This window comes from Streptomyces sp. NPDC050674, from assembly GCF_040654575.1.
In the GTDB taxonomy this organism is placed as follows: Bacteria; Actinomycetota; Actinomycetes; order Streptomycetales; family Streptomycetaceae; genus Streptomyces.
Window position 1 is genome coordinate 17622 of record NZ_JBFAIG010000030.1, and the last position, 26904, is coordinate 44525.

Consider the following 26904-nt stretch of genomic DNA (forward strand, 5'->3'; position numbering starts at 1 on the left):
CGAACAGGGCGCCGCAAGGGTCGCGCGGCATCGGGATTCCGTGCCTCTTGACGCGCACCCTACTTCGTTAGTTAACTTCCTAACGAAGTGCACGGTACTCGCCTGCCGTGTCCGGCAGAAGCCCGTCCCGGGGCTTCCCTACCTCTTCAACTGCCGTGGTCCAGCGCGCTGTTCGCCTGCCGTGCGCCGTGTCCGCGCAACGACGAAAGAGGATCCGTGCAGGACTCCACGCCTTACGCGGTCGGTATCGACGTGGGCGGCACCAAGACGCAGCTGCGCGCCTTCGCGGACGGCGAGGACCTCGTCGACCGTGTCCGCAGCAGCAGCGGATGGCGGCCGCACGACCCGGGGGCCGCCGCCGACTGGCTGGCCGCCCTGCTCGCCGACACCCTGCCGTCCGGCGTCCGGCCGGCCGCGCTCGCCGTGGGCGGGCACGCCTGTGAGACACCACGCCAGTGCGCGGAGATCCGGGCCGCCCTCGAGCAGCGGCTGCGGGTCCCCGCGCTGGTCGTGGGCGACGCCGAGCTGCTCGTCCCGGCCGCGGGGCTGGACAAGGGCGTCGGCCTGGTCGCCGGCACCGGCTCGGTCGCGGTGGGACGGTTGCCCGACGGCACGGCGGTCCAGGTCGGCGGCTGGGGCGCGGTCCTCGGCGACGAGGGCGGCGCGGCCGGCCTCGTCCGTGAGGCCGCGCGGGCCGTCTGGGCCGCGCACGACCGCGGCGAGGAGCCCGACGCGCTGGCGACCGGGCTGGTCGCCGCCTTCGGGGTGGCCGAGGTGCCCGCGCTCGGCGCCGCCCTGGAGGCCGCCACGGACGTCTCCGCCGAGTGGGGCCGTCGCTCCCCCGCCGTGTTCGCCGCCGCCGAGGCGGGCTCACCGCTCGCCCGGGCCGTGATCACCGAGGGCGGCCGGGCGCTCGCCCGGCTCGTCGTACGGCTGGCAGCGCGCGGGGTTCCGGTGGACGACGTGGTGGTGGCGGGCGGCACCGTGCTCGCCCAGCCCACTCTGTACGAGGCATTCGCCTCCGCGCTCGCCGAGTCCCTGCCCGGAGCCCGGCCGCGACCGCTGCGGGTGCCGCCGGTCGAGGGCGCGCTGGCCCTGGCCCGTTCGCTTCTGTGAGACGGGCGGCCGCCGTTCACCTTCCGGCCACCGGCCGGTGGCCGGACCCTCTCCGCGGGGTCACAACCCGGCCGTAGATCTTCGCTCGTACGCAACAGGTGCCACAGAAGTCGTCAGAGGCACCGGTAGTCGCACCGACCGCACCACCTCCGGCCGCACGGCCGACGCACTGTCGCGCAACGCCACGACTCCTTCCTCGCAGAACTCCAGAGAGGCGCACCCATGCCGTCATCAGCCGGGCACCGCTCCCCCGTCACCGTCGACCGGCGGGGGTTTCTCAGGACCTCCCTCGGTGGCACGGCGGGCCTGCTCGCCGCACCGGCCTTCGCGACGTGGCTCGGCGCCGCCGACGCCAAGGCCGCCACGGGCTTCGCCGCGTTCGTCGACGACTACAAGTCGAACGTCGTCGCCAACCTGACCCCGGAGACCAACGCCGTCGTCCGGGTCCTGGGCGGCATGGCGAAGGTGTGGAAGACCGGGGACGCCTGGAACACCGGCCGGGTCCTGGACCATGAGGTGCTGCGCGCCAACATGCGCTACTGCGCCCGTGTCACCCAGGCCCGCACCGAGGCACAGGCGAAGGAGGCCTTCCTCTACGACCGCCAGCACCAGAGCTACGCCATGATCGCCGGTCTCGGCCCGCTGGCCGACCTCTACAAGGCGGGCGCCAAGGCCGTCACGTCGATCACCACCGCCCCGGAGGGCACTCCCCCCGGGAAGATCAACGACACCCTGCCGGCCGACGCCCCGGCCGGGTCCGCGCTCGGGGCGGGCTCGTACGACTCCGACCTCGGCACGGTGGCCCGGCTGGTCGACACCGTGCGCGGACCGTTCGCCTCGGGCAACCCGGGCAAATTCGCCTTCCAGTACCCGCGCCCGTGGCGGATGAACGAGGACAGCGAGGTCGTCGACACCGGGAAGAAGGACGCCCTCGGCTACCCCGTGTACGACTCGGACGTCGTCGTCGCCCCACAGCTGCTGCGCCAGCGCTCCGAGAACGCGGCGGAGGACGGCGGCTTCCCCAGTGGCCACACCAACGCCTTCCACCTGGCCGGTCTGGCCCTGGCGTACGCGGTGCCCGAGCGGTTCCAGGAGCTCGTGACACGGGCGTTCGAGCTCAGCCACACCCGGATCGTGTCGGGCATGCACTCCACCGTCGACGTGATCGGCGGCCGGGTCATGGCCACCGCCCTGACCGCCGCGACCCTGGCCTACCCGGCGAACGCGGAGCTCAAGGCCGCGGCCCGCGCCCAGGCCCTCGCCTACTTCACCCGGCGGACCGGCACGACCGCGGACACCCTGTACGCCTACGCCCACCCGGGTGCCGGGGACGCCTACGCCGACCGCGAGGCCAACGCCCGTGCGGTCGGGACCCGTTTGACGTACGTCCTGCCGCGTCGCGGCCGCAAGGACCCGCTCACCGTGCCGAAGGGTGCGGAGGTGCTGCTGGAGACGCGGCTGCCGTACCTGACCGCGGCCCAGCGGCGCGAGGTGCTGCGGACGACCGCGCTGCCCTCCGGGTACGTCCTGCTGGACGGCTTCGAGCAGTGGGGCCGGCTGAACCTGTTCGCCGCGGCGGACGGCTACGGCGCCTTCGACCGGGACGTGACCGTGACGCTGGACGCGGCGGCCGGGGGCTTCCACGCGGCCGACAGCTGGCGCAACGACATCGAGGGCGAGGGCGCTCTGACCAAGCGCGGCACGGGCACGCTCACCCTCACCGGTCACAACCGCTATCGCGGGGGGACCGTACTGGAAGCCGGAACGCTGGTCGCCGCCTCGCCGCGCGCCCTGGGCGAGGGTGACGTCCGGGTCACCGGCGGCACGCTCCGCGCGGACACGGTCCTGCGGGTGCGCGGCTCGTACGTCCAGGAGTGCGCGTCGACGCTGGAGCTGCTTCTGCGCCGGGGCCACGGCCCGGCCCTCACGGTGACCCGCCGGGTCCTGCTGGGGTCGGGCAGTGTGCTGTCGCTGCGGCTGGACCCCGAGCGGCCGCCGGTGGCGGGGACGACCGTGCCCGTGCTGTCCGCTCCGCGGCTGCGCGGCCGGTTCGACCGTGTCGAGCTGGACTCGACGGCGCTGCGGGCCGTGCCCGTCCACACGGCTGACGGTCTGTCGGTACGCCTCGTGAGGCGGTAGCGCTCTCTGCGGCGGGGGCTGATGCGGAGTGGGCCCATGAGGGACCTCCGGGTCGCTCCCGCCGTTCCCCGCCCCGCGTCATTCTCGTGCCCGGCGACGAAGGCCACGGGGCGGCCGGCCGCGATCGGCGGCAGCCGCCCCGTCGAGGACGTCGGGCACGCGATCACGGTGTATCGCCGCCGAGCGCCCGGTTCTGCCGCGCGAAGCCTCAGTGGGCCGCGTAGAAGAACCCGTCCGCGCTCACGTGCCGCATGACCCGGCCGGCCACCCGGTAACGGCCGCTGGGCACGTCGGGGCACCTCGCCACGTGGACCGCCAGCGGCCCGGCGAACTCGTAACCGCGGCGTTCGGCGTGTTGGGACAGGCTGTCGGTGAGTGCCTGGCCCACGTCCGTGCCGGTGCGGGTCAGGTGGTCGTGCACGTCGTCGGGGAGTTCCACGTCGTAGGCGTTGGGGACCATGACGCGGCCCTCACTGCACACCACGGCGTTGTCGTCGCACTCACGCCGCAGGGCGTCGACGATCTCCACCGGTTCCTTGTCCGTGAGCCGCGCCCACAGGGCGTCCCATCGGTTCTCCAGCGTCTGTTCCAGCGCACTCAGCGCGCCCATGCCGTCTCTCCTGCCGCAGGCGTCGTCGGTTCGGTCGGGGATGCCGGTCGGTGACCTACCGGCCGTCGAAGTCGTCGGGGCGCACCTCGGCCTCTTCCAGGGCCTCGCGCAGCGTGCGCCCCGTGCCGCCCTGCGGCCGGGAGCGGTTGTCCTCGCGGTGTTCCAGCAGCTCGTCGGTGGTCTCCGTCTTGGGACGGTTCTCCTCGGGCACGGTCATGCCGGTGGCTCCTTACGGGGTCGTGTGCGGCGGCGGGTTCCCGCCCGGCGTACGGGTAACCCCGGGCAGGGCGGTCATGCTGCCGGAAGAAGCCCTGGTCACCACGGGGCGTGAGCTATGTTGAACGTCCGTGGGAGACGAAGGAGGCGCACCGGTGCCATCGCCGCAGCAGGCACGCGCACAGGCGTCCGCGATCACCTCGGGCAAGGCCGCCCCCGAAGCGGAGGTCTCCGCGTCCGCCCAGCTGCGGGCGCTCTTCGACGGGCCCCGGCTCTCCCCGGGGCAGCGGCGCATCGCGCAGTACCTGATCGAGCACATCACCGAGGCGGCGTTCCTGTCGATCACGGATCTGGCGGACCGGGTGGGCGTCAGCCAGCCCTCCGTGACGCGGTTCGCCTCGGCGGTCGGCTTCAGCGGCTATCCGGCGCTGCGCGAGAAGCTCCAGTCGATCGCGCTGGGCACCTTCGCCGCCGGCCCGGGCGAGGAGAACCAGGGCAACGAGTTGCAGGCGGCGGTCGACGCCGAGATCGAGAACCTGGAGAACCTGCGACGGGACCTCGCCGACCCGGACCAGGTCATCGACGTCGGCCGCAAGCTCTCCTCGTCCGCCCCCCTGACGGTCCTCGGCCTGCGGATCTCCGTCTCGCTGGCGGAGTACTTCGCCTACGCCGCCCGCCGGATCCATCCGGACGTACGGCTGGTGACAAGGGGCGGCAGCGTCGCCTACGACGCGCTGCTGCAGTCACGGGAGGCGGGCGGCACATGGGTGCTGGCGTTCTCCATGCCCCGGCACGCCCAGGAGACCCTCACGGCCGTGCGGGTCGCGCGGGGCGCCGGGCTCAAGGTCGCCCTGATCACCGACCTGGCGCTGGGGCCGCTCGCGGACGAGGCGGACGTCGTCTTCGCCCTGGGGACCGGCTCGCGTCTGGTCTTCGACTCCTACGCGGCTCCCGGAGTGATGTGCTCGGCGCTGCTCCAGGCCATGACGGACGCGGATCCGGAGCGGACCCAGGCGCGGCTGGAGGAGTACGAGCAGGTCGCCGACCAGCACCAGTTCTTCCTGCGGGACTGAGCGGCACCCGGCGAGAGCCCACAGCGGGACCATCCACAACAAAGCGCGCATGAATGTTTTCATGCTCCTTGCAAACCGGATGGCATATATAAATACTGCTCACGGATCGCGACCCGGTCGTCCCGGATCCGTTCCGCACCCGTGGGGCCGGGTCCTACCCACTCCGGCGTCCCGGGTGTCCGTGGCGGCCCCGGCCATCCCCTAGGCCGGGGCCGCCCCGACTCGTCGTCCACCCTCACGACGCCGCACACCCGAGAGCGATGATCATGCCCCTGACGACCACGCGCATCAGCCCGGACTGGCCCTGCCAGGTCAAGACCCCCGGGAGCTTCGACTGGGAGCGCTCGGCGGCCAAGTGGCTGCGCGAGCTGGTGCCCACGCGCTACGCCGGATACCCCGCCTTCATCCGGCACCCCGTCCTCCTCGCGCGGCATGCCCAGATCCAGGTCCAGAACGAGATCAGGGTCGCCCGCACCGCCCTGCAGACCGCCCGCGCCGACCTGCCGGGGCTCGGCCTGCACGAGGGTGTCATCGAGCACACGATCAAGCTGTACGCGGCCGAGGTCATGCAGCTCCAGCACATCGCGCGCAGCGTCCGCGCGGTCACCCAGGCCCTCGTGGAGGCGCACCGCCAGCCGTGAGCCGGCGGCATGATCCGGGCCGTCACGTGGCACCCGTGGAGGAATGAGCACCACGGAAGTCCGGCGCGGCGAACCGGTGACCACCGTCCTGACCTGGCAGGTGCGTCCCGGCCAGGAACAGCGGTTCGAGGAGTGGACGCACGGCATCACCCGCTGCGCCAGACAGTTCCCCGGCAACGAGGGCGTCTCCTGGTTGGCACCCGAGGACGGCCACCGCTACCACGCGGTGCTGCGCTGGTCCGACCAGCACCGGCTGGCCGCCTGGCTGGAGTCCGACGAGCGCGCGCACTGGCACCGCCGCATCCAGGACATCGCCACCGAGGTCAGCAGCGAACGCCAGTCGACGAGCGGGATGGAGACCTGGTTCAGCCTGCCCGGGACCACCGTGCAGGCACCGCCGCGGTGGAAGATGGTCCTCACGACCTTCCTCGGCGCCTACCCCTTCACCCTGCTCGTCCAGTGGCTGGTGACACCGCGCACCACCGGCTGGCCGCTGCCGCTGCGGGCCGCCGTCTTCCCGCTGGTCCTGCTTCCGGTGCTGACCTACCTGGTCATGCCGCGGCTGAGCCGGGTGCTGCGGCTGTGGCTGTATCCGACCCATGGCCGCTGACCGTGTGGGCGAGGCCGGTGTGATGCGTGGGGCGCACGGGGCGGGTGAGGGGTTCATCCGCACAAGGCGGTCTGCGAATCGGGCCAGGTGTGCCATGCTCAACGCGTGACGAGCGAGCCCGTGACGCCGGCGCAGCCCGGTGCCGCACCGGACCTGGTCGAACTGGCCAAGATCGTCGCCCGGCAACGCGCCGAGCTGGACCGGCTGCGCGACCAGGCGGCCACTTCGGCTGTCGTGGAACGGGCCAAGGGCGCGGTCATGGCGCTGAGCGGGTGCACCGCCGACGTGGCGGGCGAGCAGTTGCTCCAGCGGGCCAAGGCGGCCCGTCACACCTTGCTGGAAGAGTGCTGGATCACCCTGGGCGGCCTCGCTCCCACACCTCCGGGCCCGGGTCGGCCGCAGGCCTCCGCCGGACCGGGGGCTCGCGACTCCGAGGCGGCCGCCCTGGAGCGCTCGGCCGTCCCGGACGACGTCAGCGCCGCCCTGGCCCGCCTCGGCAAGGCCCTCGTTCGGGTGACGACACCGCACGAGCTCGCCCGGTGCCTGCTGAGGCATCTCGGCCCCGACCTGTCGGCGGACGCGGTCCTGATCTACTCCCGCAGGCCCGACGGCGGCCTCGCACTGATCGGGCACGCGGGCGTCGACGGCCGGCTGGTGGCCCAGTGGTCCCAGGTGCCTCCGCTGAGCGGCATGGCCGCACTGGACGCGCTGCGGGCGGGGGAACCGCGCTGGCTGGAGGACTTCACGGCGGACGAGGGGCAGTACCTGCTCATCGGCGATCCTCCCGACCGGTGGCGCTCGCGCGCCTGGCTGCCCGTGCCCGCCGCCGGTGCGGCCGAGGTCTGCGTCGGCGTCCTGCGCGGCCGTGCCGGGACGTTCACCGAGCGCGACCGGGTGCATCTGCGGGGGCTCGCCGAGCTGTGCGCCGGCCGGCTGCGTGCCTTCGACACCCCGCCGGAGCGGGACGCCGACGCCGCCACCGACGCGGTGCAGGCGCTCTTCGAGGCGCTGCCGGTCGCGGCGATGCTGCTCACTCCGCTGCGGACCGCGACGGGCGAGACCGAGGACTTCCGGGTGGAGGCCGCCACCGCCCAGGTGAGCGACCTGCTGGGCCGCAGCGGTGAGGAGCCGGCCGGGCGGCGGCTGCTGGAGCTGCGGCCGGTCCTGGCGGCCGAGCCGCTGTGGCAGGCCTGCCTCCACGTGCTGACCACCGGGCAGGCGTACGACGGCGAGCCGTTCGCCCACGAGGAGGTCGTGGCGGGTGTCGCCGAGCTGTCCGTGTACACCACGCGGGTGGCTCCGCTGGGCGACGCCCTCGTCGTCTCCTGGATCCGGCACGGCTCCTCCGACCGGCAGGAGCAGCGGCTGGCGGACCTGCAACGGCTGGGCAATCTCGGCTGGGCCACCTGGAACCTGGTCACGCAGGAGGCCTCCTGGTCGACGCAGGTGTTCTCCCTCGTCGGCCGGGACCCCGCGCTCGGCCCGGTGCGCCTGTCCGAGGTACCGGAGCTCGCGCTACCCGAGGACACGCCCGCGCTGACCCGCGCCGTCGGTGAACTCGTCCACGGGGGAAAGGCGTTCGACGTGCCGTTCCGGATCCGGACGAGCGGCGTCATCCGCCACCTGCGGCTGGTGGCCGAGGCGGTGGCCGACCGGCACGGCACACCCGTCGAGGTGCACGGCTTCGTGCAGGACATGACCGCCAGGCGGCGGGCGGAGCTGGCCCTGGTCGAGAGCGAGCGGGCGATCCTGACCCAGCACGACGTGCTCCAGGCCGAACGGACCCTGGCCACACGACTCCAGCACGCACTGCTGCCCATGGCCAACCGGCCCGTGCACCTGGCCGGGTTGCGCGTCGAGGTCGCCTACCTGCCGGCCCAGTCGGGGGTGCACGTCGGCGGTGACTGGTTCAGTGCGATCGAACTCCCCGACGGGGACGCGCTGCTGGTCGTCGGTGATGTCGCCGGGCACGGGGTCGACGCGGTGGCCACCATGGCCCAGCTGCGGTTCACCGCGAAGGGCATGGTCATCACGGGCTCGTCGCTGACCGGCGCCCTCGCCCGGCTGAACACGCTGCTGCTGCACTCGGGCGACTCCCACGCCACCGCCACGATGGTGCTGGCCCGCTACGACCCCCGCCGCCGGCGCCTGGTCTGGGCCCAGGCGGGGCACCCCCCTCCGCTGCTGTTGCGTGACGGGGAGGCGCGGTACCTGCCCCGCCCCGGCGGGATCCTGCTCGGGGCGACCTCGTCGCCGGTCTACCAGGAGGCGGAGTGCCGCCTCGACCCGGGCGACCGGCTCATCCTGTACACCGACGGCCTGGTCGAGCACCCGCCGGACAGCATCGACCGGGGTCTGGAGCAGCTCGCCGAGGCGGTGGAGGCTCCGCACGGCGACGGGCCCGGCTCGCTGGGCCCGCTGCTCGCCCGGATGCTCCCGGACGAGCGGCGGGACGACGTGTGCGTGGTGGACGTCCGTGTCCCCGGGAGGCAGGACCGCTAGGCCCTGTCCGCACGTCTCACGTGTCCCCGTGGTGTCGCCAGTACCACCACAGGCCCGCGAGCAGGGCCAGCAGGAACAGGATGGGCAGCACCAGACCCGGGATGCGGGAGCCGTTCATGGGCGTGGCCTTCGTCGTGCGGCGGTTGGGGCGCCTCGTGCGTCGCCCCGGGCCCAAGGGTGCGGCCGGACGCACCGGCCGGTCCGCCGTTTTCCCCAGCCCTTGCCCGCTGTTCGAAGGACGGGGAGCGGCGTCAGTCGGCCGGGTGACCGGGCTCGATGGTGAGTGCGTCGGACAGGCGCAGCAACGGCCCCTCGTGGTCGGCGTGTCCGCCCCATTCGACCGGGTCGAGGACGAAGCCGATGTGGTCACCGCCGCCCACGCGTGTCACGATCCGGCCGACGAACCAGGCCTGCGCGTCCTCCAGGACGAGGGCCCCGCCGTACGCCTCCCGCAGGCGGACGTCCTGGAACTTGTCCGTCCGGTCACCGGTCCGGCCGCCGAACAGTTCGGCGAGACCGTGCTGCTCGCGGCCGAGCAGGTGCACGGCGAGGACATCGGCGTCGCGCGCCACCCGGAAGGTGTGGTTGAGCTCGGACAGCCACACCACGAACCGCACGGGCCGCATCGAGCACTGTGAGGCGAACCCGACGAGACAGCCCGCCCGTGCACCGCCCGCGGCGGCCGTGACCACACACATGTCGGGGTTCAGCCGATCGATGAACTCGTCCATGCCGGCCATCGTCACACATCAGCTCGTACGGGACTCCAGGGCGGTCCGGGTGTCGTCGCCGTAGACGCCGGTCTCGTCGCCGCGGATGCCGTACCAGAGCTGGAAGCGGGCCACCGCCGCGGTGAGGGTGGCGTCGTAGCGGCCGCTGGTGGAGCCGTCCCGGTAGACGTCCGGAATGCGCAGGAGGCGCCGCTGGAGTTCGGTCACCTCGGGGCCGCCGGCCCCCTCGCGCAGGGTGCCCGCGCCGTCGGGGTCCACGCCTGCCGTGACCGGTGGGGTCGGGGTGGGGGTGGGCGTGTGATCGGGAGCGGTGGTGGCGGCGCCGGGCGGCTGGGGTGCGGGAGCCGCGCCGGTGGCCTCGCGCTCGCCGTGGAGCAGGAGCGCACCGCCGAAGCCGGTCACTGCGGCCGCGAGGACGGCCATCGCGACCGCGGCACGGCGCAGTCCGGCTCCCGGGGGCACGGCAGGCGTGGACCGGCGGGTCGCGTGGGCGACGGGCGGGAGTTCCTGGGTGAGGGCCTCGGAACCGGCCGGCGGCCTCCCCGGGAGCGCGGCGGAGCGGTGGTCGCCGGGCTCCTCACCGGTGTCCTGGCGGAACTCCCGCATCAGTTCGGCGAGGGCGTCGGTGCGGCGGGGCCGCAGGACACGGATGGGTTCGAGGGCCGGGCCGTCGTGCGGCGGCCGGGGCTCGGACGGTGTCGACACGCTGTTTCTCCTTCGTCCGGGCCCGGGGGCGCCCGACTTCGAGGATCGTCCTGCCGGGGGATACGCGGTGCGGACGCCCGGAGTTCAGCACTCGGGTTCGGGGGCCGCCTTGGACGGCTCGCGCAGCACTCAGTACCTCCCGCATGTGCACTGAGTGCCACCACTCCTTCCGGGTGCTACGTTCGCGCTCATGAGCTCCGAGAAAGCCGAGGCCACAACCGGAAAGCCGCCCATGCGGGACGCCTTGGTGGCGGCGGCCTTCCAGCTGTTCCTGGAGCGGGGGTACGAGCAGACCACCGTCGACGACATCGTGGCGCTCGCCGGTGTCGGCCGGCGCTCGTTCTTCCGCTACTTCCCCTCCAAGGAGGACGTGGTCTTCCCGGACCACGAGCGGTGCCTGGCCGACATGACGGCCTTCCTCGCCGGCGGCTCCGACGCGGACGAACCCGTGGGGCGGGTCTGCGACGCGGCCCGGCTGGTGCTGCGGATGTACGCCGAGAACCCCACGTTCTCCGTCCAGCGCTACCGCCTGACCAAGCGGGTGCCGGGTCTGCGCGCCTACGAGCTGTCGGTGGTGTGGCGCTACGAGCGGGCCCTCGCCGCGTATCTGCGCCGGCGCTTCGCCGCCCGCCGGGACGGCACCCTTCAGGCCGATGTGATCGCGGCGGCGGTGGTCGCGGCGCACAACAACGCGCTGCGCTCCTGGCTGCGTTCGGACGGGCAGGGGGAGGCGAGCGCAGCGGTCGACCACGCGCTGTCCCACGTGCGGTCGGCGTTCGGCGCTGTCCCGGTGCCGCCGACCGTGGAGCAGCCGGACGACGTGGTCGTCGTCGTGTCGCGGCGCGGGACGCCGCTGTGGCGGGTCGTGCAGGAGGTCGAGTCGGCGCTGGGGCGGGGCTGAGACTCCGCACATTGAGGGTACGGAGTGCCTTTACGAGTGGCACTGAGTGCCATACTCTGTGCTGCGTGCACGGTGGCACGGCGAACCGCGCACACGTGTGCGCGGGTGATCGCGTGCGCGGATTCCGGCCGAGTGCAGGGAGTTGACCAGCGTGTACCACTCAGGAAGCGTCGCTCAGCAGGCAGCCGGCTCCGCGACGGGTCTGCTCGACCCGAGGGGCCAGAACTCGGACGCCATCCTCTTCCAGCGCTGCACCTGGTGCGGCACCGCCATGTACCACCGGCTGCTGTGCCCGGTCTGCCGGGGCAGTGACCTGCGCACGGAGCGCGCCGAGGGCACGGGCACCGTCCGCCACTCCACGGTGGTGCACCGCAACACCCCGGCGGCGCGCAATGTGTCGCAGATAGAGATGTCCGAGGGTTTCGTGGTCCGCGGCCGGGTGATGGGTCCGCCGATCGGCATCCACAGCGGGGACCGGGTCCGGCTGTCCACGGCCAAGGATCCGGTACGGGGCGAGCCGGTCTTCCAACTGCTCGACGAGCCGTACCGGGCCTGGAGCTGACGCCCCCTCAGCCGGGGACCAGCGCGTCGGTGCGCACCGGCCGTCCGGTCTCGAAGCTCCGGTTGGCCGCCAGCCCCACCGCGAGGGCGAGCGCCCCGTCGCGTTCGGTGGCCGTGGGATGCGTGCCGGCGGCGGTGTCCGCCGGCCGGGCGGGGTCGGCAGGTCCGAACAGGGCGTCGAGCATGCGCGGATCGCCGCCGCCGTGGGCCTCGCGGGCGACCGCGAGCGGCACCTCCACCGGAGGCCGCCACAACGGGCGCAGGGTCAGACGGGCGCCGCCCGCGTGCTCGGCCGCCGTGTCGCCGTGCACCGCGCCGGCCGCCGGGGTGAGCCGGGTGCGCGGCGACTGCCAGCGGCTCTCCTCCACCTCCAGCTCCAGCCGGCCCGCGCTGCCGTTGAACATCACCCGGTAGCCCTCCCACGGGGAATAGGCGGTCAGGTGGTACGTCATGGTGGCGCCGCGGGCGTACCGCACGAGGACGGCCATGTCGTCCTCGATGGTGACCGGCCCGTCGAAGACGTTGCGGTCCCGCAGGTACCCGTCGTCGTGTTCGGCGTCGAGGTAGAGGGCGCGCAGGGTGTCGTCGGCCGCGAGGTCCAGGGCGAAGGGGTCGTCGGCGGCCCGCTCGGCTCCGTGGGCACGGTCGTAGTCCCGGCGCAGTCCGTGCCGCTCCCCCGCCTCGCAGCCGTAGAAGCCGAGCCGCCCGTAGCCGAACGCTTCCCGGGGCTCGTCGTCGAGCCACCAGTTCACCAGGTCGAAGTGGTGCGAGGACTTGTGCACCAGCAGGCCGCCGCTGTGCCGCTTCTCGCGGTGCCAGCGGCGGAAGTAGTCGGCGCCGTGCCGTACGTCGAGGAGCCACTCGAAGTGGACCGAGAGCACCTCGCCGACCGCGCCGTCCGCCAGCAGGGCGCGGACCTTCTCGTGCACGGGGTTGAAGCGGTAATTGAAGGCGACCGTCAGGGAGTTGCCCGTCTCGCGGACGGTGTCGAGGATGCGGGCGCAGCGCTCTGCGTCGACGGTCATCGGCTTCTCGGTGACGACCCGGCAGCCCGCTTCGAGGGCGGGGACGATGTAGCGGTCGTGCTCGGCGTCGACGGTGGTGACGACGACCTCGTCGATGTCCTCCTCGGTGAGCAGGTCGGTGAAGCGGCCGGGCTCCCACGGGGTGGCGGCCGGTGCGCCGGCCTCGGCGAGCAGCCGGTTGTGGAAGGCCATCCGGGTCGGACTGGGGTCGCACAGCGCGGCCACGACATGGCCGGGGCGTTCGGCGAGGCCGCGGGTGTACAACCGGGCCCGGTGGCCGGTGCCGACGACGGCTGCGCGCAGGACGGGAGTTCGGCTCATGGCAGGTGCCCTTTCCCCTGGACCGGGTCTCCACTCCCCTGCGGCCGAAAGCGCTTGCCCGGGTCTCAGAGGGTGATGCGGATGCCCACGGTGCCGTCCGTGCCCCGGCGCAGCCGGCTGCCGAGCAGCGTGAGCCGGCCGGTCAGACCGTACTTGCGGGCGATCAGCTTCCGGTAGCGGGCGGTGGTGGCCGGGTCGCAGATCTCCGCCGTGCCCGGTACCTGACTGCCGGTGGGGTTGCCGCGCAGGTCACAGGGGCCGACCAGCACGTCGGCGCGGTCGCGGATCCGCTTCACCTTCCAGGACTCGGCGGGCGTCCAGGCGCCGAGCGCGTCCCCGTCGCGCACCACCCAGACCGGGGTGGCGACCGGCGTGCCGTTCTTGCGGTAGCTGGTGAGGAGCAGGTACTTTCCCGCGCCGAGTGCGTCCAGTGTCCTGTCGTCCATGGCGCAAGTGTACGAGCGCGCCACCGGGTTCAGCGCGACGCCGCCATTCTGCGCACCGCCTCGGTGAGCACCTCCGCCGAGGCCGCCAGGTTCAGGCGGGCGTGGCCGGCGCCACCGGGGCCGAAGGGGAGGCCGGAGGTGAGGGCGACGCGGCCGCGGCGCAGGAAGACGTCGGCCGGGTCGTCGCCGAGTCCGAGGGCGCGGCAGTCGAGCCAGGCCAGATAGGTGGCGTCGCCCGGCCGGTAGCGGACGGCGGGCAGATGCTCCGCCAGCAGGTCCGCGAGCAGCCGCCGGTTGCCGTCGAGGCCGGCCAGCAGGGCGTCCAGCCAGGGGACGCCGTCGCGCAGGGCGGCGGTGTGCGCGATGACGGCGACGTGGCTCGGGCCGTCCCCCACCTCCTCGGGCATCCGCCTCAGGTCGGCGGCGGCCCCGGCCCCGGCGATGGCGAGGGCGGCCTTGAGCCCGGGCAGGTTCCAGCCCTTGGAGGCCGACATCAGCGACAGGCCGCGCTCGGCGCCCGGCACGCTCAGATACGGCACGAAGCGGGCGTCACCGAGCACCAGCGGGGCGTGGATCTCGTCGGCGACGACGCGCACGCCGTACCGCTCGGCGAGGGCGGCGACGGCGGACAGCTCCTCGGCCGTGTGGACGGTGCCGGTCGGGTTGTGGGGGTTGCACAGCAGGTGGGCGGCCCGCCCGCCGCCCGCGACGGCCTGCCGGAAGGCCTCCTCCAGGACGCCGAGGTCGATGCGCCCGTCCGGGCCGAGCGGGGCCTCGGCCACCCGCCGGTCCATGTGCGTCACGAACGGGTAGAACGGCGGGTACACGGGCGGGTTGACGATCACCGTGTCGCCGGGTCCGGTGACCAGTTTGAGCATCTCGACGACACCCAGCATGACGTCGGGCACGATCGCGGTGCGCTCCACGGCGAGCCCGTCCCAGCCCCACCGCTTCCCGGCGAAGGCAGCCAGGGCCTGCGCGTACGCGGTGCCGGTCGCGTAGCCGGTGTCGCCCAGGTGGAGCGCGTCGGTGACGGCCCGCACCACGGGCTCGGCGAGCGGCACGTCCATCTCGGCGACCCACAGCGGGAGCACGTCTTCCGGGTAGGTGCGCCACTTGGCGCTGGTGCGCTGCCGGAGCCGGTCGAGGGTGAGGGCTTGCAGAGGATTCGGTTCACCGGACGTCTCGTGCGCGATCCTGGTCATGGGCACACGATAGGGGGCTGTGCGGTGAGCGGGAATCGTGCGGAGGACGAGCGGGGCGGGGCGGCGGGCGCGTTGCTGGAGATCGCCTGCGACGAGTCGGGGTCGGACGGTGAGAACCTCACCGGCGGCAACACGGACGTGTTCGCGCACGCCGGTGTCTCGTTGTCCGTGGCGTCGGCCGCGGCGACGGTGGGAGAGATCCGGGACCGGATCCGGTCACCGGCCGAGGAATACAAGGCGAACCACCTGCTGCGGGAGAAGCACCGCGCGGTGCTGGAGTGGCTGCTCGCACCGGAGGGGCCGGTCCACGGGCGGGCGCGGGTGCACCTGATGGAGAAGGCCTTCTTCGTGGTCGACCGGGCCGTCGGCCTGCTGCTGGACGACCCGGCCGAGGCGATCGCCCTGTTCCGCGTGGGGCGCCCGGCCTTCGGGGAGGACGGCTGGCGGGCGTTCCTCGAGGCGGCCAACCGGCTGCTGCGGGTGCGCCACGACGGGGACCCGGTCGGCGACTTCTACGGCACGGTCGACGACCTGCTGCGCACGCGTCCGAGGACGGACGCGGCGCGGATCCTGGAGCGGCTCGCCGCGACCAGGACCCGGGCGGTGGCGTACCGGGACGGGCTCCTGGCCGGGCCGCCGCTGGTCCCGCCGCTCAACCCGCTGCTGCCGGCGATCGTGCGGACGGCCGCCCTGTGGAACGGGCACGGGCGGCCGGTCCACCTCGTGCACGACCGGCAGAACATGCTGACGCCGGACCGCATCGCGTGGATCGAGGCGACGGCCCGGCGGGCCGGGATCGGTCTGGCCGGGCTGCGGCTCGTCGTCGCCCGTGACGACGCGCGGGTGCAGGTCGCGGACTTCCTCGCCGGGATCGCCCGCAAGATCGCCTCCGACGAGCTGAACGGCCGCGGTGACCCGGCGCTCACGGCCCTGCTGCGGCCCTACGTCGATCCGCACTCGGTGTGGGGCGACGCCCGCAGCGGCGCCCTGCTCGCGCCCCCGGTCGCCGGGTGACGCCGAAGAGATCACCGGCGCGGTGAACACGGCGCGCCCGCGCCCCGTATGGATGAAGGGCACTCAACTCAAGGAGGGCTCCGCGGTGTTCACACCGTGATGTTCGGGTTCGGGAGCCACGCATGAGGCACGCACGACGACGGGTCGTCCGGCGAGTGACACGGCTGGCGGCCGTCGGCGGACTCCTCCTGGGAGGAGCGATGGTCACCAACGCCGTGGCGAGCGAGCCCGCGGCCCCGTCCATCGGCGTCCCGTTCACCGCGCCGCCGCCGACCGGCAAGGGCACCGACCTCGTGTCCCGGCTCGGGAACTCCCGCACCGCCGGCAGCTGGGTCGACTCGGCCGGGCGGCCGGTCGTCGCGGTCACCGACGGCAAGGCGGCGGCCGAGGTGAAGCGGGCCGGCGCGCAGGCCAGGATGGTCGAGCACAGCATGAGCGACCTCAAGTCCGCGGCGGCGACGCTGCGTTCGGCCCCCCGGGTCGCGGGCACCTCGTGGGCCCTGGACTACAAGAGCAACCAGGTGGTGGTGCGGGGCGACAGCACCGTCTCCGCCTCCGACTGGTCCAGGATGACCAAGGTCGCCGAGGGCATCGGCTCCTTCGTCCGCATGGAGCGCACCGAGGGCAAGTTCACGACACGGATCAACGGCGCGCAGCCCATCCTGTCGACCGCCGGGCGCTGTTCGGCGGGGTTCAACGTGACCGACGGAACAAGCGACTTCATCCTGACGGCCGGACACTGCGGGCCCGACGGTTCCGTCTGGTTCGCCGACAACCGGGGCCGGAACCAGGTCGGAACGTCGCTCAAGGGCAGCTTTCCCGGCGACGACTACTCCCTGGTGAAGTACGACGGCGGCCGTGCGGGCAAGGGCGCGGACGTCGTGGCGGTCGGTGACGGCAAGGGCGTGCGGATCACAGGCGTCGCGGATGCGGAGGTCGGGCAGAAGATCTTCCGCAGCGGCAGTACAAGCGGGCTGCGCGAGGGCGAGGTCACCGCGCTCAACGCGACGGTCAACTACCCCGAGGGCACGGTCACGGGCCTCATCGAGACGAACGTGTGCGCCGAACCGGGCGACAGCGGAGGCCCGATGTTCGCCGACGGCGTGGCGCTGGGCGTGACCTCGGGCGGCAGCGGGGACTGCACGGCGGGCGGTACAACGTTCTTCCAGCCGGTGACGAAGGCGCTGACGGAGCTGGGGGTCAAGCTGATCGTGGCCGAGTCGGCCGGTGGCACGGGCGCCGCACCGGCGCCGTCGGCCTCGCAGGGCGCCGCCTCCCCGGGGTCGTCGGCACCGGTCACGGACACGGATGCCTCGACGCTGCTGAGCCGCCTGACCGACCCGCGCAACGTGGGCCCCGGCATGCTCGTCATCGCGGGCAGCCTCGTCGCCCTGGTGGCGACCCGGTGGATCCGGGCGGAGCAGGACCGCAAGGCGTACCGGCAGTACTACTCGGCCACTTGGGGATGACGCCGGTGGCGGGTCGCGGTGGGGCGCGCCGCTCAGCCCAGGGTGAGCAGGACGGTCGCGATGCCCGCCCCCACCAGTCCCCCGGCCTGACGGCGGCTGATCCGCTCGTGCAGCAGCACCAGGCCGAGGACCACCGGCAGGGCCGGGTAGAGCGAGGCCAGGACCACCGCCACGGCCAGCAACTGCCGCTGGACAGCGAGCAGATACAGCACGAGGCCGAGGGCCGCCCCGGCTCCGACGAGGACGGCCTGGACACAGCGGACCGGCGGCAGCCTCAGCCGGCGGGCGTGACGGGCGGCGTCCGGCAGGAGGACGAGCACCGCGGCGACCCGGCCCGCGGCGACGGGCCACAGGCCGCTTCCGGCCCCGGCCTGGCCCAGGGCGAGGTACTGCACGGCCACGCCCGCACTGGCGATCAGTCCGTCCGCCGTTCCCTTCCCCGCACCGCTCCTGCCGCCGGCGACGCACCACAGCGCGGGCACGGTGACGGCGATGCCGAGCCAGGCGACGGCGCCAGGACGGTCGCCGAGGACGAGGACCCCGCACAGCACCGACAGCGCGACGCCGGTGACGGCGCTCACGGGCACGACGACGCTCATGTCGCCGCGGCTCAGGCCGCGGTTGAGGAACCGCATGGCCGTGCCGCTGCCGACTCCGGACAGGGCGCCCCACAGCAGATCGGTGCCCCGCGGGGCGTCGGAGGGCAGCAGGAGGGCGGCGGCACAGGCGAGCGCCAACCCGCCGAACTGGCCGTAGAGGGTGACGGCGGCGTGGTACACGCGCCGGGACAACAGGCCGCCCGTGAAGTCGACGATGCCGTAGACGACGGCCGAGGACAGTGCGAGAAGGGCACCCATTCGGTCAGGGGTGCCCTGTCACGAAGGACTGATGCGTCAACGGGGCCGGGACGAAGGCCGGACCGCGGAACCTACTGCGGGGCCGCGGAGGCCCACTCAAGGACGAGCCGCTGGTACTCCTCGCGCTGCTCGACGCTCAGTGTCCCGCCCGACCGGCGCCACAGCGCGCGGATCTCCTCGTTGACCTCGTCAGCCGATCGCTCGGATGAGGTTTCAACAGTGGTGGACATGCTGTGAAGCATACGTCGCCGGACGTGAAGGCGATGTGAGTAATCAGGAACCAATCCGGCATTTCGGACAGTGTTGCTGATCACGTCCATCTCCCGGTAAACGTGAGGCTGTTCACATCAGCCACCTGCGAGTACCTTTCGCCGCCCCGCCGTTCACCTTCGGGGTCGGCACGGCAGGGCGGGGCCAGGCTGGAGGTACGGACTTCGGGGCTCGGATCAGGTGCCCGGCTTGCGGCCGTAGACGAAGACGTCGTCGCCCTTCTTCAGCAGCGACCAGTACTTCTTGGCGTCGGTCTTCGTCATGTTGGTGCAGCCGTGCGAGCCCGGCGGGTTCCACATGCTGACGCCGACGGAGTGGAAGGCCTGGCCGCCGTCGAAGAACTGCGCGTAGGGCATCGGCACGTGGTAGATCGACGAGACGTGGTCGATGTTGCGCCAGTAGATCTTCTTCAGGCCGGTGCGGGTCTCGTACCCGTCGCGGCCGGTGCGGACCGGCACGGGGCCGTAGACGAGCTTCTCGCCGTCCTGGATCCAGCTCAGCTGGAGCGTCAGGTTCACACAGGCGATCCGGCCCTTGTTCACCGGGCACTTGCCGTCCTTGTTGGGGGTCTTCCCGACGGCCTTCTGCTTCTGCATCAGGTCCATCACCCCCCAGGTGACCGAGCCGGCGTAGCCGATGTTCGGCGAGATGCCGTGCTTGGTCTGGAAGGCCTTGATGGCCTTGCAGTCGGCGGCGGACTGCTTGCCGTCGACCGGACGGCCGAGGAACTTCTCGACCTGCTTCTGGTACGGGCCGGCCTGCGTGCTACAGCTCGCGGCCTGAGCCGGTGCGGCGCCGAGCGCCAGCGTGAGCGGTGCCACCAGGCCGGTGATCCCCAGTGCGACGGCACTCCGTCTGCGTACGTCCCCCATGGCTGGTCCTGCCCCTTCGCGACAGTCGATTCCGTGATGTCTGTCTGCTAGACGGGCGAAGACCGGTTCCGGTTGTGCACGCGGCGGCGCTGGGACGGAACAGTGACATACCCCATCGACCCAAGGGGGTGGTATCCGGGCATACCTGTTGATTTCGTCGATCCGGCTGTCCGGTCGTACGCGTCACCGGTATCCGGTGACGTCCGCGGGCCTGCCCGCGTCCTGGACCTCCACGAGGTAGCGCCAGGCGTCCGGGCGGCTGCCGTCGAGGTCGGTGAAGCCGTACACCTGGGCGAGCCCGCCGCTGGACAGCGACTGCCCGTTCCAGCGCGCCACGTCCGTGTCGGCGGCGAGCGCGGCCACGGCCCGGCCCACGTAGTGCGGGGTCTCGGAGATGGCGAAGTGGGGGACGCGCTCCAGGGCGTCGCGCCAGTTGTCCTCCCGCACCCCGAAGGCGTCCAGCATCAGCTCCGAACGCAGCCAGCCGGGGGTGAGGGCGACGGCCGTGGCGCCCCGGGGGCCGAGTTCGTGGCCGAGTGCGAAGGCCATGCGCAGGACCGAGGCCTTGGCGAGGTCGTAGAAGAAGTTCACGCGGTAGTTCTCACCGTTGTACTCGGCGGTGCCGTCGGTGACCTCGACGACCAGGCCGCCGGGACGGCGCAGCAGCAGCGGCAGCGCGTGGTGGCTGGTGACGGCGTGCGTCTCGACGGCGAGCCTGAGCAGTCGCAGGCCGTTGTCGAGGTCGTGCTCCCACAGCGGGGTGTCCCACTCGAAGAGGGTCTCGCCGCCCCAGATGTCGTTGACGAGGACGTCGAGGTGGCCCTGTTCGTCGGCGATCCGGTCGACCAGGGCCCGGACCTGTGCCGGGTCGAGGTGGTCGGTGGGGACGGCGACGCCCCGGCCCCCGGCGGCGGTGACCAGGTCGGCGGTGTCCTCGATGGTCTCGGGCCGGTCGTACTCCGAGCGGCGGGCGCGGGTGCTGCGGCCGGTGACGTAGACCGTGGCACCGGCCGCACCGAGTTCCACGGCGATCCCCCGCCCGGCCCCCCGGGTCGCCCCGGCGACCAGTGCGACCTTGTCCTGCAACGGAGCTGACATGTCCGGCCTCCCGTGTCCGTGACTGCTTGACGCCTTCACAGTGACGGGTAAGCCGGACATCTTCTGTCGCCTTTTACGGGCGACACGCGGTCAGTGGCCCCGGGCGATCCATTCGTCCAGGTGCGGGGCCTCCGCGCCGATGGTGGTGGAGTCGCCGTGGCCGGTGCGGACGGTGGTCCCGGGCGGCAGGGTGAGCAACCGGTCGCGGATCGAGTCGATGATCGTCGGGAAGTGCGAGAAGGACCGGCCGGTGGCGCCGGGCCCGCCCTGGAAGAGGGTGTCGCCGGTGAAGACCGTGCCCAGCCCCGGGTCGTGGAGGCAGACCGCGCCGGGCGCGTGACCCGGGGTGTGCAGGACCCTGAGGTCGGCGCCTCCGGCTTCGATCGTCTGGCCGTCGACCAGCCAGGCGTCGGGATCCCGGTCCGGGTGGGTCTGCTTCCACAACGGCAGGTCGTCGCGGTGCAGCCAGATGGTGGCGCCGGTGCGCTCGGCGAGCGCGGGGGCGGCGTCGATGTGGTCGTTGTGGGCGTGTGTGCACACGATGGCCGTGAGCCGGCGGTTTCCGACGGCCTCGGCGATGGCGTCGGCGTCATGGGCGGCGTCGATGACGATCGCTTCGTGGTCGTCGCCGACGATCCACACGTTGTTGTCGACGTCCCAGGTGCCGCCGTCGAGGCTGAACTGCCCGGAGGTGACGAGGTGTTCGACGCGCGTGGCCATCACAGCACCACCACCGAGCGCAGCACGTCGCCGTGGTGCATCCGCTCGAACGCCTTCTCCACCTCGTCGAGCTGGATGGTCTCGGTGACGAACGCGCCGAGGTCGAGGCGCCCTTGGAGGTGCAGGTCGATCAGCATGGGGAAGTCCCGGGAGGGCAGGCAGTCGCCGTACCAGCTCGACTTCAGCGACCCGCCGCGGCCGAAGACGTCCAGCAGCGGCAGTTCGAGCTTCATCTCGGGTGTGGGGACGCCGACGAGGACGACCGTGCCCGCGAGGTCGCGGGCGTAGAAGGCCTGCTCGTACGTCTCGGGGCGGCCGACGGCCTCGATGACGACGTCGGCGCCGAAGCCGCCGGTGAGATCGCGGATCGCCGCGACCGGGTCGTTCTCGCGCGAGTTGACGGTGTGGGTGGCGCCCATGGAGCGGGCCGTCTCCAGCTTGCGGTCGTCGATGTCGACGGCGATGATCGTCCCCGCTCCGGCCAGCCGCGATCCGGCGATGGCAGCGTCGCCGACACCGCCGCAGCCGATCACGGCGACCGAGTCGCCCCGGCCGACGTTGCCCGTGTTGATCGCGGCGCCGATGCCGGCCATCACCCCGCAGCCCAGCAGTCCCGCCACCTGCGGGGCGACGCCCGGGTCGACCTTGGTGCACTGCCCGGCCGCGACCAGGGTCTTCTCCGCGAAGGCACCGATGCCGAGGGCCGGGGACAGCTCCTGGCCGGTCGAGGCGAGGGTCATCTTCTGCTGCGCGTTGTGCGTGTCGAAGCAGTACCAGGGCCGGCCGCGCAGACAGGCCCGGCACTTACCGCACACCGCGCGCCAGTTGAGGATCACGAAGTCACCCGGTTCGACGTCGGTGACGCCGGCGCCGACCGTCTCGACCACGCCCGCCGCCTCGTGGCCCAGCAGGAACGGGAACTCGTCGTTGATGCCGCCCTGCTTGTAGTGCAGGTCGGTGTGGCACACGCCGCAGGCCTGCACCCGCACCACGGCCTCGCCCGGGCCCGGGTCGGGCACCACGACCGTCTCGATCCGCACCGGCTCGTCCTTGCCGGGTGCGATCACGCCGCGTACTTCCTGGGCCATGGTGCTGACTCCTTCGTCGGCCGGGGTCCGTTCCTTTCCGACCCTACGCGCGACTGATCGGTAAGGGGCGCGGATCGGCCACCCACGGCGCGGAAAGGCCAGGCCGCGCGGGTCGGCGGCGACGTAGCCTGAACGCTCAGCCGACGCCGAAGGAGCGCCGTGAGCATCGCAGAGACCGAGACCGCCACCCCCGCGTGGCGGCAGCTCCTCGGGTACGTACGGCCGCACCGCTGGTCCCTGTTCGCCGGCGCGCTGCTCTCGCTGGTCACCGGGGCGACGGGGCTCCTGCTGCCGCTGGTCGCGCGGGGCCTGATCGACGACCTGTCGCACGACCGGGCCATCACCGGCGCCCTGCTGGCCATGTCGGCCCTCGTCGTGACCAACGCGGCGCTGGGCGCGCTGGGTTCGTACGTGCTGACCCGCACCGCCGAGTCGGTGGTGCTCGGCGCGCGGCGCGCCCTGTCGTCGTATCTGCTGCGGCTGCGCGTCGCGGCCGTGGACCGCACCGAACCCGGGGACCTGATGGCCCGCATCACCTCCGACACGACCCTGCTGCGGGCGGTCACCACCGACTCGCTGGTCGGCCTGGGCACGGGCGGGCTCACGCTCGTCGCCACGGTGGTGATGATGGGCCTGGTCGACGCGGTGCTGCTGGGCGTCACCCTGGCCGTGATCCTGGCCGCGGGCGTGGTCCTCGGGGTGATCGTGCCGCGCATCAACAAGGCGAGCCGGCAGGCGCAGGACGCGGTGGGCGTCATGGGCGCCTCACTGGAGCGGATCCTCGGCGCCCTGCGCACCGTGAAGGCGTCCGGCGCGGAGCACCGCGAGGAGCGGACGCTGCACGAGGCGGCGCAGGAGTCGTGGCGCCAGAGCGTGCGGGCCGCCAAGTGGTCGGCCGCCGCCGGCAACACGGCCGGGCTCGCCATGCAGATCGCCTTCATCACGGTGCTCGCCGTGGGCGGCGCACGGGTCGCGACCGGCGCGGTCGACGTGGGCACGCTCGTGGCGTTCCTGCTGTACGTCTTCTACCTGATGTCCCCGATACAGCAGGTCGTCGGCGCCATCACCCAGTACCAGACGGGCGCCGCGGCCCTCACCCGCATCGAGGAGGCACTGCGCCTGCCCGCGGAACCGGCGGCCGAGTCGGCGCCGCTGCCCTCCCCCGGCGCCGAGCCCGCCGCCCTCACCTTCCAGGACGTCCGCTTCCGCTACGCCGACGATCTTCCGCCCGTGCACCACGGAGTGACGTTCACGGTGCCGGCGCAGGGCATGACGGCGTTCGTCGGCCCGTCCGGCGCCGGCAAGACCACCGTCTTCTCGCTGATCGAGCGGTTCTACGACCCCGAGTCCGGTGTGATCACGCTGGACGGACGCGACCTGAACGACTGGGAGCTGCCCCGGCTGCGTGCCGCGATCGGCTATGTGGAGCAGGACGCGCCGGTCCTGTCGGGCTCCCTGCGGGACAACCTGCTGCTGGGCAATCCGGAGGCGGACGAGGACGCCCTGGCGCGGGTGCTCAAGACGACCCGCCTCGACGGCCTGGTCGCCCGGCTGCCCGGCGGCCTCGACACGCTCGTGGGACACCGCGGCACCAAGCTGTCCGGCGGTGAGCGCCAGCGCGTCGCCATCGCCCGCGCGCTGTTGCGCCGCCCCCGGCTGCTGCTGCTCGACGAGGCGACCTCGCAGCTGGACGCGGTGAACGAGGCGGCGCTGCGCGACACCGTCGCGGACGTGGCCCGGACGACCACGGTGCTCGTCGTGGCACACCGGCTGTCCACGGTGACGATGGCCGACCGGATCGTGGTGATGGACGCGGGCCGGGTCCGGGCCGTCGGCACGCACCGCGAGCTCGTGACAGCCGACCCGCTCTACGCCGAGCTGGCGGCGACGCAGTTCCTGGCCACGGCGGACTGAGCCCGGGCACGCGAGAGAGGGCCGCCCGGATCCGGGCGGCCCTCACGCACGCGGCCGTGTCAGCGGACGTTCGGAAGGAAGCCGAAGACCGGGGAGACCAGGCCGACGACCTGGTTCAGCTGGTCGAGGTCGTTGAGGCGGTTGAGCCCGGCCAGCTGCGAGGAGGGCCGCGGGATCTCGTCCTTGTGCTCGGCGGGGATGTCGCTCACGGTCAGCGAGTCGAGCGTGGCCATCGGGCTGAGCGGGCTCTTCGCTTCCGCGGCGGCCGCGTTCGCCATCGGCGCGGCGAGGCCGGTGACCCCAGCGGCGAGACCAACGGCGGCGACGATACGTCGTGTTGAGATCATGCCTTTCGCAACGCGGACGGGTCCCCCGCGGACACGGGCGGGCGCCGCCGCTCACCCGTCAGGCCCAGTGCCCGGTTGCGCTTGCCGCACCGGCCGGGCAGGAGGAGGCTCGACAGGGAAGGCCCCTCGCGGCCCGCTCCCGCCGGGCCGCGGCCCTGTGAAGGGAGTCATCATGGGAACCGCCGCAGACCCCGCCTTCGACCGGGAGACCCTGCGCCGAGGCGTGGAAGGACAGACCCCGGACCTCCTGCTATCCCTCTATGCCGACGATGCCGAGCTGCGCATCGTGGACCGCACGACCCAGCCCAGCCACCCCAAGGTCCTGCACGGCCGGGACGAGATCAGCCGGATGCTGGAGGACGTCTACAGCCGCGACATGTCGCACAAGCTGGAGCGGTGCGTCATCCAGGGCGACGAGGCGGCCTACAGCGAGAGCTGCCGGTACGCGGACGGGGTGCGTGTCCTGTCCGAGTCCATGATCGCCCTGCGCGACGGCAAGATCGCCGAGCAGACGCTGGTCCAGGCCTGGGACGAGTAGCGGGGGCGTCACCGGGCCCGGCCCGGTCAGGCGGGGGCGGGCCGTGGCGCTGGGGGCTGATCAGGGCATCCAGGCGCTGTACGACATGACGTCGCCCTCCTCGACGCCGAACGCGGGTTCCGGCTCCGTGAGAGTGCTCTCCAGACCGAGGACGGTTCCGGTGGCCGGGTCCATGATCAGCATGCGGCGGACGCCCCGCGCATCGTTCACATAGGCCTGGCCGCGTCGGCCCAGCCGGTCGGTGACCTGGCCTACGGGCCGCAGCCCCTCAGCGTCCGCCAGGAGCCGGGCCAGCGCCGCGCTCTCCCGGGCGCCGAGGGTCCAGTGGTCGAGCAGCGTCGCCACGGCGTCCAGCAGTTGGGGCGTGGTCAGCGGCGCGTCGGTGTACTGGGCCTCCGCCAGGTAGGTGCGCAGCCGGGCCGGATCGCGGGGCGGCGGCGACTGGGGCGGGGCGTCGCTCCAGCTCGGCGGGTAGGTGCGGTCGAGCAGGACATGGCCGTCGGCCACGAGGTGGGGGTCGCCGCCCTCGTCCGAGAGGACCGGGCGGCCCGAGTGCCTCGGATCGGTGGCCACGACGAGTTCGGTGTGGCTGTCGTCGGCATTCCAGCGCACGATGCGCTCCTCGGGGAGGGTGATCGGGGGTTCCTCCTCCGACAGGGCGAGGCTCCAGGACCGCACATGGGTGCCCTTGCGCAGCCGGACCGCGTCGTGGGCCCCCGCCGCGGCCGCGGCGCGCTCGGCCAGCCTCGCCAGCGGTACCGGTGCGGAGCCGGTGTCGATCGCCAGCGGGCGGGGCGCGGCGACCGCGGGCGGGGTGCTCGGGCCGCTCAGCACGAGGGTGAGGCTCAGGGCGGCGACGACGGCCGTGGCGACCAGGCCCCAGGCCAGCCGGATCCGTCCGGGGGCCGGCGGCAGCCGCTCGCCCAGCCGGGCCGGGTGCCGGTCCCACCGGGCCTGCGGCGGGGACGGATGCCCTTCGCCCCGCTCTTTCAGCAACTGCTCCAGCCGGCGTTCCGCACGAGCGTCGAGGGGACCGTCGGTGAAGCGGTGGCCGTCGGCGGGCACCGGGTCGGCGGCCCGCAGCAGTTCCAGTTCGTCAGCCATGGCCGTGTTCCTTCGGGGCGGTCGTGCAGGTGTGCTCGGTGATCGGGGAGTCGGGACGCATGCGGTCGATCTCGGCTCTGAGGCGGCGCCGGGCCCGGTGCAGCCGCATGGCGGCGGCCCGGCTGCCGCAGCCGAGGGCGACGGCGACCTCGTCGATGCCGAGTTCCTCCCAGGCCGTGAGGCGCAGTACCTCCTGGTCGGCCGCGGAGAGCCGGGCGAGCGCTTCGTGCACCCAGCCGCCGGGGGTGTCCGCATCGGGGCCCACCGCGATGTGCCGGCCGTGCGCGGTGTCGTCGTTGCCGAGGCGGTCGACGAGCCTGCGGCGGCGTCCGTGGCCGCGTACCGCGTTGGCCAGGCAGTTGCGTGCCACGCCGTACAGCCAGGGCAGCGCGGCGGCCGGGAGGTCGGCCCGGCGCCGCCAGGCCACCGTGAACACCTCCGCCACCACTTCCTCCACCTCGCCGGCCCGCCCGTCCAGTCGCCGCGCGACATAGCGGCTGACCGCCCAGTAGTGCTCGCGGTAGGCAGCGGCGAAGATCTCGTCGTTGCTCATGTCCCGTTCGTGTCCGGCACCTTCACGATCGTCACACCCGGTTTCGTGATTCTCGTCGCGCCGAAGAAGTGTGACGTCTCGCCGGGGCGCGGACACAGGCGGGGCATGAGGCACCTGAAGTGGCTGACGACCACGGATCACAAGACGATCGGCACGCTGTACTTGGCGACGTCGTTCGCGTTCTTCGTCATCGGCGGCGTGATGGCGCTGCTCATGCGCGCCGAGCTCGCCCGGCCTGGTCTGCAGATCATGTCGAAC

General features: G+C 73.0%; 28 protein-coding genes and 1 pseudogene. 13 read left to right on the forward strand and 16 right to left on the reverse strand.

What is annotated here, in order from left to right:
* Positions 1 to 216: 216 nt before the first annotated feature.
* Positions 217 to 1116, forward strand: coding sequence for a BadF/BadG/BcrA/BcrD ATPase family protein (locus tag AB0I06_RS32870; RefSeq protein ID WP_363122521.1), 900 nt, complete (start codon positions 217 to 219; stop codon positions 1114 to 1116).
* A gap of 222 nt (positions 1117 to 1338) precedes the next feature.
* Positions 1339 to 3255: a phosphatase PAP2 family protein gene (locus tag AB0I06_RS32875; protein ID WP_363122522.1), complete on the forward strand. Its 1917-nt coding sequence runs from the start codon at positions 1339 to 1341 to the stop codon at positions 3253 to 3255.
* A 208-nt stretch (positions 3256 to 3463) separates the two neighbouring features.
* Here the strand turns inward: AB0I06_RS32875 and AB0I06_RS32880 are convergent, their stop codons facing one another.
* The gene (locus tag AB0I06_RS32880; RefSeq protein ID WP_363122523.1) at positions 3464 to 3865 is read right to left on the reverse strand and encodes a DUF3662 domain-containing protein; all 402 of its coding nucleotides are present in this window, start codon (positions 3863 to 3865) and stop codon (positions 3464 to 3466) included.
* A gap of 55 nt (positions 3866 to 3920) precedes the next feature.
* On the reverse strand, positions 3921 to 4082 hold the full coding sequence (locus AB0I06_RS32885) for a hypothetical protein (protein WP_363122524.1): 162 nt from the start codon (positions 4080 to 4082) through the stop codon (positions 3921 to 3923).
* Between the two features lie 154 nt (positions 4083 to 4236).
* Between AB0I06_RS32885 and AB0I06_RS32890 the strand changes: the two genes are divergently transcribed.
* The 4 genes from AB0I06_RS32890 (at position 4237) to AB0I06_RS32905 (ending at position 8907) form a co-directional block, all read left to right on the forward strand.
* Positions 4237 to 5154, forward strand: coding sequence for a MurR/RpiR family transcriptional regulator (locus tag AB0I06_RS32890; protein WP_363122525.1), 918 nt, complete (start codon positions 4237 to 4239; stop codon positions 5152 to 5154).
* Between the two features lie 260 nt (positions 5155 to 5414).
* On the forward strand, positions 5415 to 5795 hold the full coding sequence (locus AB0I06_RS32895) for a hypothetical protein (RefSeq protein ID WP_363122526.1): 381 nt from the start codon (positions 5415 to 5417) through the stop codon (positions 5793 to 5795).
* 43 nt (positions 5796 to 5838) lie between these two features.
* The gene (locus tag AB0I06_RS32900) at positions 5839 to 6405 is read left to right on the forward strand and encodes an antibiotic biosynthesis monooxygenase (RefSeq protein WP_363122527.1); all 567 of its coding nucleotides are present in this window, start codon (positions 5839 to 5841) and stop codon (positions 6403 to 6405) included.
* Positions 6406 to 6510: 105 nt separating this feature from the next.
* Entirely contained in the window at positions 6511 to 8907 is a 2397-nt protein-coding gene (locus tag AB0I06_RS32905) for a SpoIIE family protein phosphatase (protein ID WP_363122528.1), read from the forward strand.
* A gap of 251 nt (positions 8908 to 9158) precedes the next feature.
* On the opposite strand, the gene AB0I06_RS32910 is transcribed toward AB0I06_RS32905, so the two are convergent.
* Both AB0I06_RS32910 and AB0I06_RS32915 read right to left on the reverse strand, forming a co-directional pair.
* A complete protein-coding gene (locus tag AB0I06_RS32910; RefSeq protein ID WP_363122529.1) occupies positions 9159 to 9647 on the reverse strand; it encodes a flavin reductase family protein in 489 nt (162 codons plus the stop codon).
* A 9-nt stretch (positions 9648 to 9656) separates the two neighbouring features.
* The gene (locus tag AB0I06_RS32915; RefSeq protein ID WP_363122530.1) at positions 9657 to 10343 is read right to left on the reverse strand and encodes a peptidoglycan-binding domain-containing protein; all 687 of its coding nucleotides are present in this window, start codon (positions 10341 to 10343) and stop codon (positions 9657 to 9659) included.
* Between the two features lie 232 nt (positions 10344 to 10575).
* Between AB0I06_RS32915 and AB0I06_RS32920 the strand changes: the two genes are divergently transcribed.
* Positions 10576 to 11244 carry a TetR family transcriptional regulator gene (locus tag AB0I06_RS32920; RefSeq protein WP_363122547.1) on the forward strand — a complete coding sequence of 223 codons (669 nt, stop codon included), beginning with the start codon at positions 10576 to 10578 and terminating at the stop codon, positions 11242 to 11244.
* Between the two features lie 151 nt (positions 11245 to 11395).
* Positions 11396 to 11806 carry a zinc ribbon domain-containing protein gene (locus AB0I06_RS32925; protein ID WP_363122531.1) on the forward strand — a complete coding sequence of 137 codons (411 nt, stop codon included), beginning with the start codon at positions 11396 to 11398 and terminating at the stop codon, positions 11804 to 11806.
* A gap of 7 nt (positions 11807 to 11813) precedes the next feature.
* Here the strand turns inward: AB0I06_RS32925 and AB0I06_RS32930 are convergent, their stop codons facing one another.
* The 3 genes from AB0I06_RS32930 to AB0I06_RS32940 form a co-directional block, all read right to left on the reverse strand.
* A complete protein-coding gene (locus AB0I06_RS32930) occupies positions 11814 to 13151 on the reverse strand; it encodes a Gfo/Idh/MocA family oxidoreductase (RefSeq protein WP_363122532.1) in 1338 nt (445 codons plus the stop codon).
* 65 nt (positions 13152 to 13216) lie between these two features.
* Positions 13217 to 13597, reverse strand: coding sequence for a PPOX class F420-dependent oxidoreductase (locus AB0I06_RS32935; RefSeq protein ID WP_363122533.1), 381 nt, complete (start codon positions 13595 to 13597; stop codon positions 13217 to 13219).
* A gap of 29 nt (positions 13598 to 13626) precedes the next feature.
* Positions 13627 to 14802, reverse strand: coding sequence for an aminotransferase class I/II-fold pyridoxal phosphate-dependent enzyme (locus AB0I06_RS32940; protein ID WP_363122534.1), 1176 nt, complete (start codon positions 14800 to 14802; stop codon positions 13627 to 13629).
* 24 nt (positions 14803 to 14826) lie between these two features.
* Here AB0I06_RS32940 and AB0I06_RS32945 point away from each other — a divergent pair, with 24 nt between their 5' ends.
* Both AB0I06_RS32945 and AB0I06_RS32950 read left to right on the forward strand, forming a co-directional pair.
* On the forward strand, positions 14827 to 15816 hold the full coding sequence (locus tag AB0I06_RS32945) for a hypothetical protein (RefSeq protein ID WP_363122535.1): 990 nt from the start codon (positions 14827 to 14829) through the stop codon (positions 15814 to 15816).
* 122 nt (positions 15817 to 15938) lie between these two features.
* Positions 15939 to 17285: a S1 family peptidase gene (locus tag AB0I06_RS32950; RefSeq protein ID WP_363122536.1), complete on the forward strand. Its 1347-nt coding sequence runs from the start codon at positions 15939 to 15941 to the stop codon at positions 17283 to 17285.
* 32 nt (positions 17286 to 17317) lie between these two features.
* On the opposite strand, the gene AB0I06_RS32955 is transcribed toward AB0I06_RS32950, so the two are convergent.
* From AB0I06_RS32955 to AB0I06_RS32980, 6 genes are all read right to left on the reverse strand, one after another.
* The gene (locus AB0I06_RS32955) at positions 17318 to 18142 is read right to left on the reverse strand and encodes an EamA family transporter (RefSeq protein WP_363122537.1); all 825 of its coding nucleotides are present in this window, start codon (positions 18140 to 18142) and stop codon (positions 17318 to 17320) included.
* Between the two features lie 71 nt (positions 18143 to 18213).
* A complete protein-coding gene (locus AB0I06_RS32960) occupies positions 18214 to 18372 on the reverse strand; it encodes a hypothetical protein (RefSeq protein WP_180989589.1) in 159 nt (52 codons plus the stop codon).
* Between the two features lie 216 nt (positions 18373 to 18588).
* Entirely contained in the window at positions 18589 to 19284 is a 696-nt protein-coding gene (locus AB0I06_RS32965) for a L,D-transpeptidase (RefSeq protein WP_363122538.1), read from the reverse strand.
* 183 nt (positions 19285 to 19467) lie between these two features.
* Positions 19468 to 20382, reverse strand: coding sequence for an SDR family oxidoreductase (locus AB0I06_RS32970; protein ID WP_363122539.1), 915 nt, complete (start codon positions 20380 to 20382; stop codon positions 19468 to 19470).
* Positions 20383 to 20472: 90 nt separating this feature from the next.
* Entirely contained in the window at positions 20473 to 21102 is a 630-nt protein-coding gene (locus AB0I06_RS32975; RefSeq protein ID WP_363122540.1) for an MBL fold metallo-hydrolase, read from the reverse strand.
* Entirely contained in the window at positions 21102 to 22190 is a 1089-nt protein-coding gene (locus AB0I06_RS32980; RefSeq protein ID WP_363122541.1) for an S-(hydroxymethyl)mycothiol dehydrogenase, read from the reverse strand. The genes AB0I06_RS32975 and AB0I06_RS32980 overlap by 1 nt, the downstream gene beginning before the upstream one ends.
* Positions 22191 to 22349: 159 nt before the next feature.
* Between AB0I06_RS32980 and AB0I06_RS32985 the strand changes: the two genes are divergently transcribed.
* Positions 22350 to 24104 (forward strand): ABC transporter ATP-binding protein, encoded by a 1755-nt coding sequence (locus AB0I06_RS32985; protein ID WP_363122542.1) that lies wholly within the window; start codon positions 22350 to 22352, stop codon positions 24102 to 24104.
* Between the two features lie 59 nt (positions 24105 to 24163).
* Here the strand turns inward: AB0I06_RS32985 and AB0I06_RS32990 are convergent, their stop codons facing one another.
* Positions 24164 to 24451: a hypothetical protein gene (locus AB0I06_RS32990; RefSeq protein ID WP_363122543.1), complete on the reverse strand. Its 288-nt coding sequence runs from the start codon at positions 24449 to 24451 to the stop codon at positions 24164 to 24166.
* Positions 24452 to 24623: 172 nt separating this feature from the next.
* Here AB0I06_RS32990 and AB0I06_RS32995 point away from each other — a divergent pair, with 172 nt between their 5' ends.
* Positions 24624 to 24989 carry a nuclear transport factor 2 family protein gene (locus AB0I06_RS32995; RefSeq protein WP_363122544.1) on the forward strand — a complete coding sequence of 122 codons (366 nt, stop codon included), beginning with the start codon at positions 24624 to 24626 and terminating at the stop codon, positions 24987 to 24989.
* 60 nt (positions 24990 to 25049) lie between these two features.
* Here AB0I06_RS32995 and AB0I06_RS33000 read toward each other — a convergent pair whose 3' ends face one another.
* Both AB0I06_RS33000 and AB0I06_RS33005 read right to left on the reverse strand, forming a co-directional pair.
* The gene (locus AB0I06_RS33000; protein WP_363122545.1) at positions 25050 to 26093 is read right to left on the reverse strand and encodes a CU044_5270 family protein; all 1044 of its coding nucleotides are present in this window, start codon (positions 26091 to 26093) and stop codon (positions 25050 to 25052) included.
* Positions 26086 to 26646 carry a sigma-70 family RNA polymerase sigma factor gene (locus tag AB0I06_RS33005; RefSeq protein ID WP_363122546.1) on the reverse strand — a complete coding sequence of 187 codons (561 nt, stop codon included), beginning with the start codon at positions 26644 to 26646 and terminating at the stop codon, positions 26086 to 26088. The genes AB0I06_RS33000 and AB0I06_RS33005 overlap by 8 nt, the downstream gene beginning before the upstream one ends.
* 45 nt (positions 26647 to 26691) lie before the next feature.
* Between AB0I06_RS33005 and AB0I06_RS33010 the strand changes: the two are divergent.
* Positions 26692 to 26904 (forward strand): annotated as a pseudogene (locus AB0I06_RS33010) (cytochrome ubiquinol oxidase subunit I); the annotation flags it as partial.

What these genes read in the sequence shown, in the direction of transcription:
- AB0I06_RS32950 (WP_363122536.1), top strand. Translation starts at nt 15,939, where the DNA reads ATGAGGCACGCACGACGACGGGTCGTCCGGCGAGTGACACGGCTGGCG.
- AB0I06_RS32875 (WP_363122522.1), top strand. Translation starts at nt 1,339, where the DNA reads ATGCCGTCATCAGCCGGGCACCGCTCCCCCGTCACCGTCGACCGGCGG.
- AB0I06_RS32955 (WP_363122537.1), bottom strand. Translation starts at nt 18,142, where the DNA reads ATGGGTGCCCTTCTCGCACTGTCCTCGGCCGTCGTCTACGGCATCGTC.
- AB0I06_RS33005 (WP_363122546.1), bottom strand. Translation starts at nt 26,646, where the DNA reads ATGAGCAACGACGAGATCTTCGCCGCTGCCTACCGCGAGCACTACTGG.
- AB0I06_RS32920 (WP_363122547.1), top strand. Translation starts at nt 10,576, where the DNA reads ATGCGGGACGCCTTGGTGGCGGCGGCCTTCCAGCTGTTCCTGGAGCGG.
- AB0I06_RS32965 (WP_363122538.1), bottom strand. Translation starts at nt 19,284, where the DNA reads ATGGGGGACGTACGCAGACGGAGTGCCGTCGCACTGGGGATCACCGGC.
- AB0I06_RS32880 (WP_363122523.1), bottom strand. Translation starts at nt 3,865, where the DNA reads ATGGGCGCGCTGAGTGCGCTGGAACAGACGCTGGAGAACCGATGGGAC.
- AB0I06_RS32990 (WP_363122543.1), bottom strand. Translation starts at nt 24,451, where the DNA reads ATGATCTCAACACGACGTATCGTCGCCGCCGTTGGTCTCGCCGCTGGG.
- AB0I06_RS32960 (WP_180989589.1), bottom strand. Translation starts at nt 18,372, where the DNA reads ATGTCCACCACTGTTGAAACCTCATCCGAGCGATCGGCTGACGAGGTC.
- AB0I06_RS32930 (WP_363122532.1), bottom strand. Translation starts at nt 13,151, where the DNA reads ATGAGCCGAACTCCCGTCCTGCGCGCAGCCGTCGTCGGCACCGGCCAC.
- AB0I06_RS32900 (WP_363122527.1), top strand. Translation starts at nt 5,839, where the DNA reads ATGAGCACCACGGAAGTCCGGCGCGGCGAACCGGTGACCACCGTCCTG.
- AB0I06_RS32995 (WP_363122544.1), top strand. Translation starts at nt 24,624, where the DNA reads ATGGGAACCGCCGCAGACCCCGCCTTCGACCGGGAGACCCTGCGCCGA.
- AB0I06_RS32885 (WP_363122524.1), bottom strand. Translation starts at nt 4,082, where the DNA reads ATGACCGTGCCCGAGGAGAACCGTCCCAAGACGGAGACCACCGACGAG.
- AB0I06_RS32970 (WP_363122539.1), bottom strand. Translation starts at nt 20,382, where the DNA reads ATGTCAGCTCCGTTGCAGGACAAGGTCGCACTGGTCGCCGGGGCGACC.
- AB0I06_RS33000 (WP_363122545.1), bottom strand. Translation starts at nt 26,093, where the DNA reads ATGGCTGACGAACTGGAACTGCTGCGGGCCGCCGACCCGGTGCCCGCC.
- AB0I06_RS32895 (WP_363122526.1), top strand. Translation starts at nt 5,415, where the DNA reads ATGATCATGCCCCTGACGACCACGCGCATCAGCCCGGACTGGCCCTGC.
- AB0I06_RS32975 (WP_363122540.1), bottom strand. Translation starts at nt 21,102, where the DNA reads ATGGCCACGCGCGTCGAACACCTCGTCACCTCCGGGCAGTTCAGCCTC.
- AB0I06_RS32940 (WP_363122534.1), bottom strand. Translation starts at nt 14,802, where the DNA reads ATGACCAGGATCGCGCACGAGACGTCCGGTGAACCGAATCCTCTGCAA.
- AB0I06_RS32980 (WP_363122541.1), bottom strand. Translation starts at nt 22,190, where the DNA reads ATGGCCCAGGAAGTACGCGGCGTGATCGCACCCGGCAAGGACGAGCCG.
- AB0I06_RS32935 (WP_363122533.1), bottom strand. Translation starts at nt 13,597, where the DNA reads ATGGACGACAGGACACTGGACGCACTCGGCGCGGGAAAGTACCTGCTC.
- AB0I06_RS32910 (WP_363122529.1), bottom strand. Translation starts at nt 9,647, where the DNA reads ATGGCCGGCATGGACGAGTTCATCGATCGGCTGAACCCCGACATGTGT.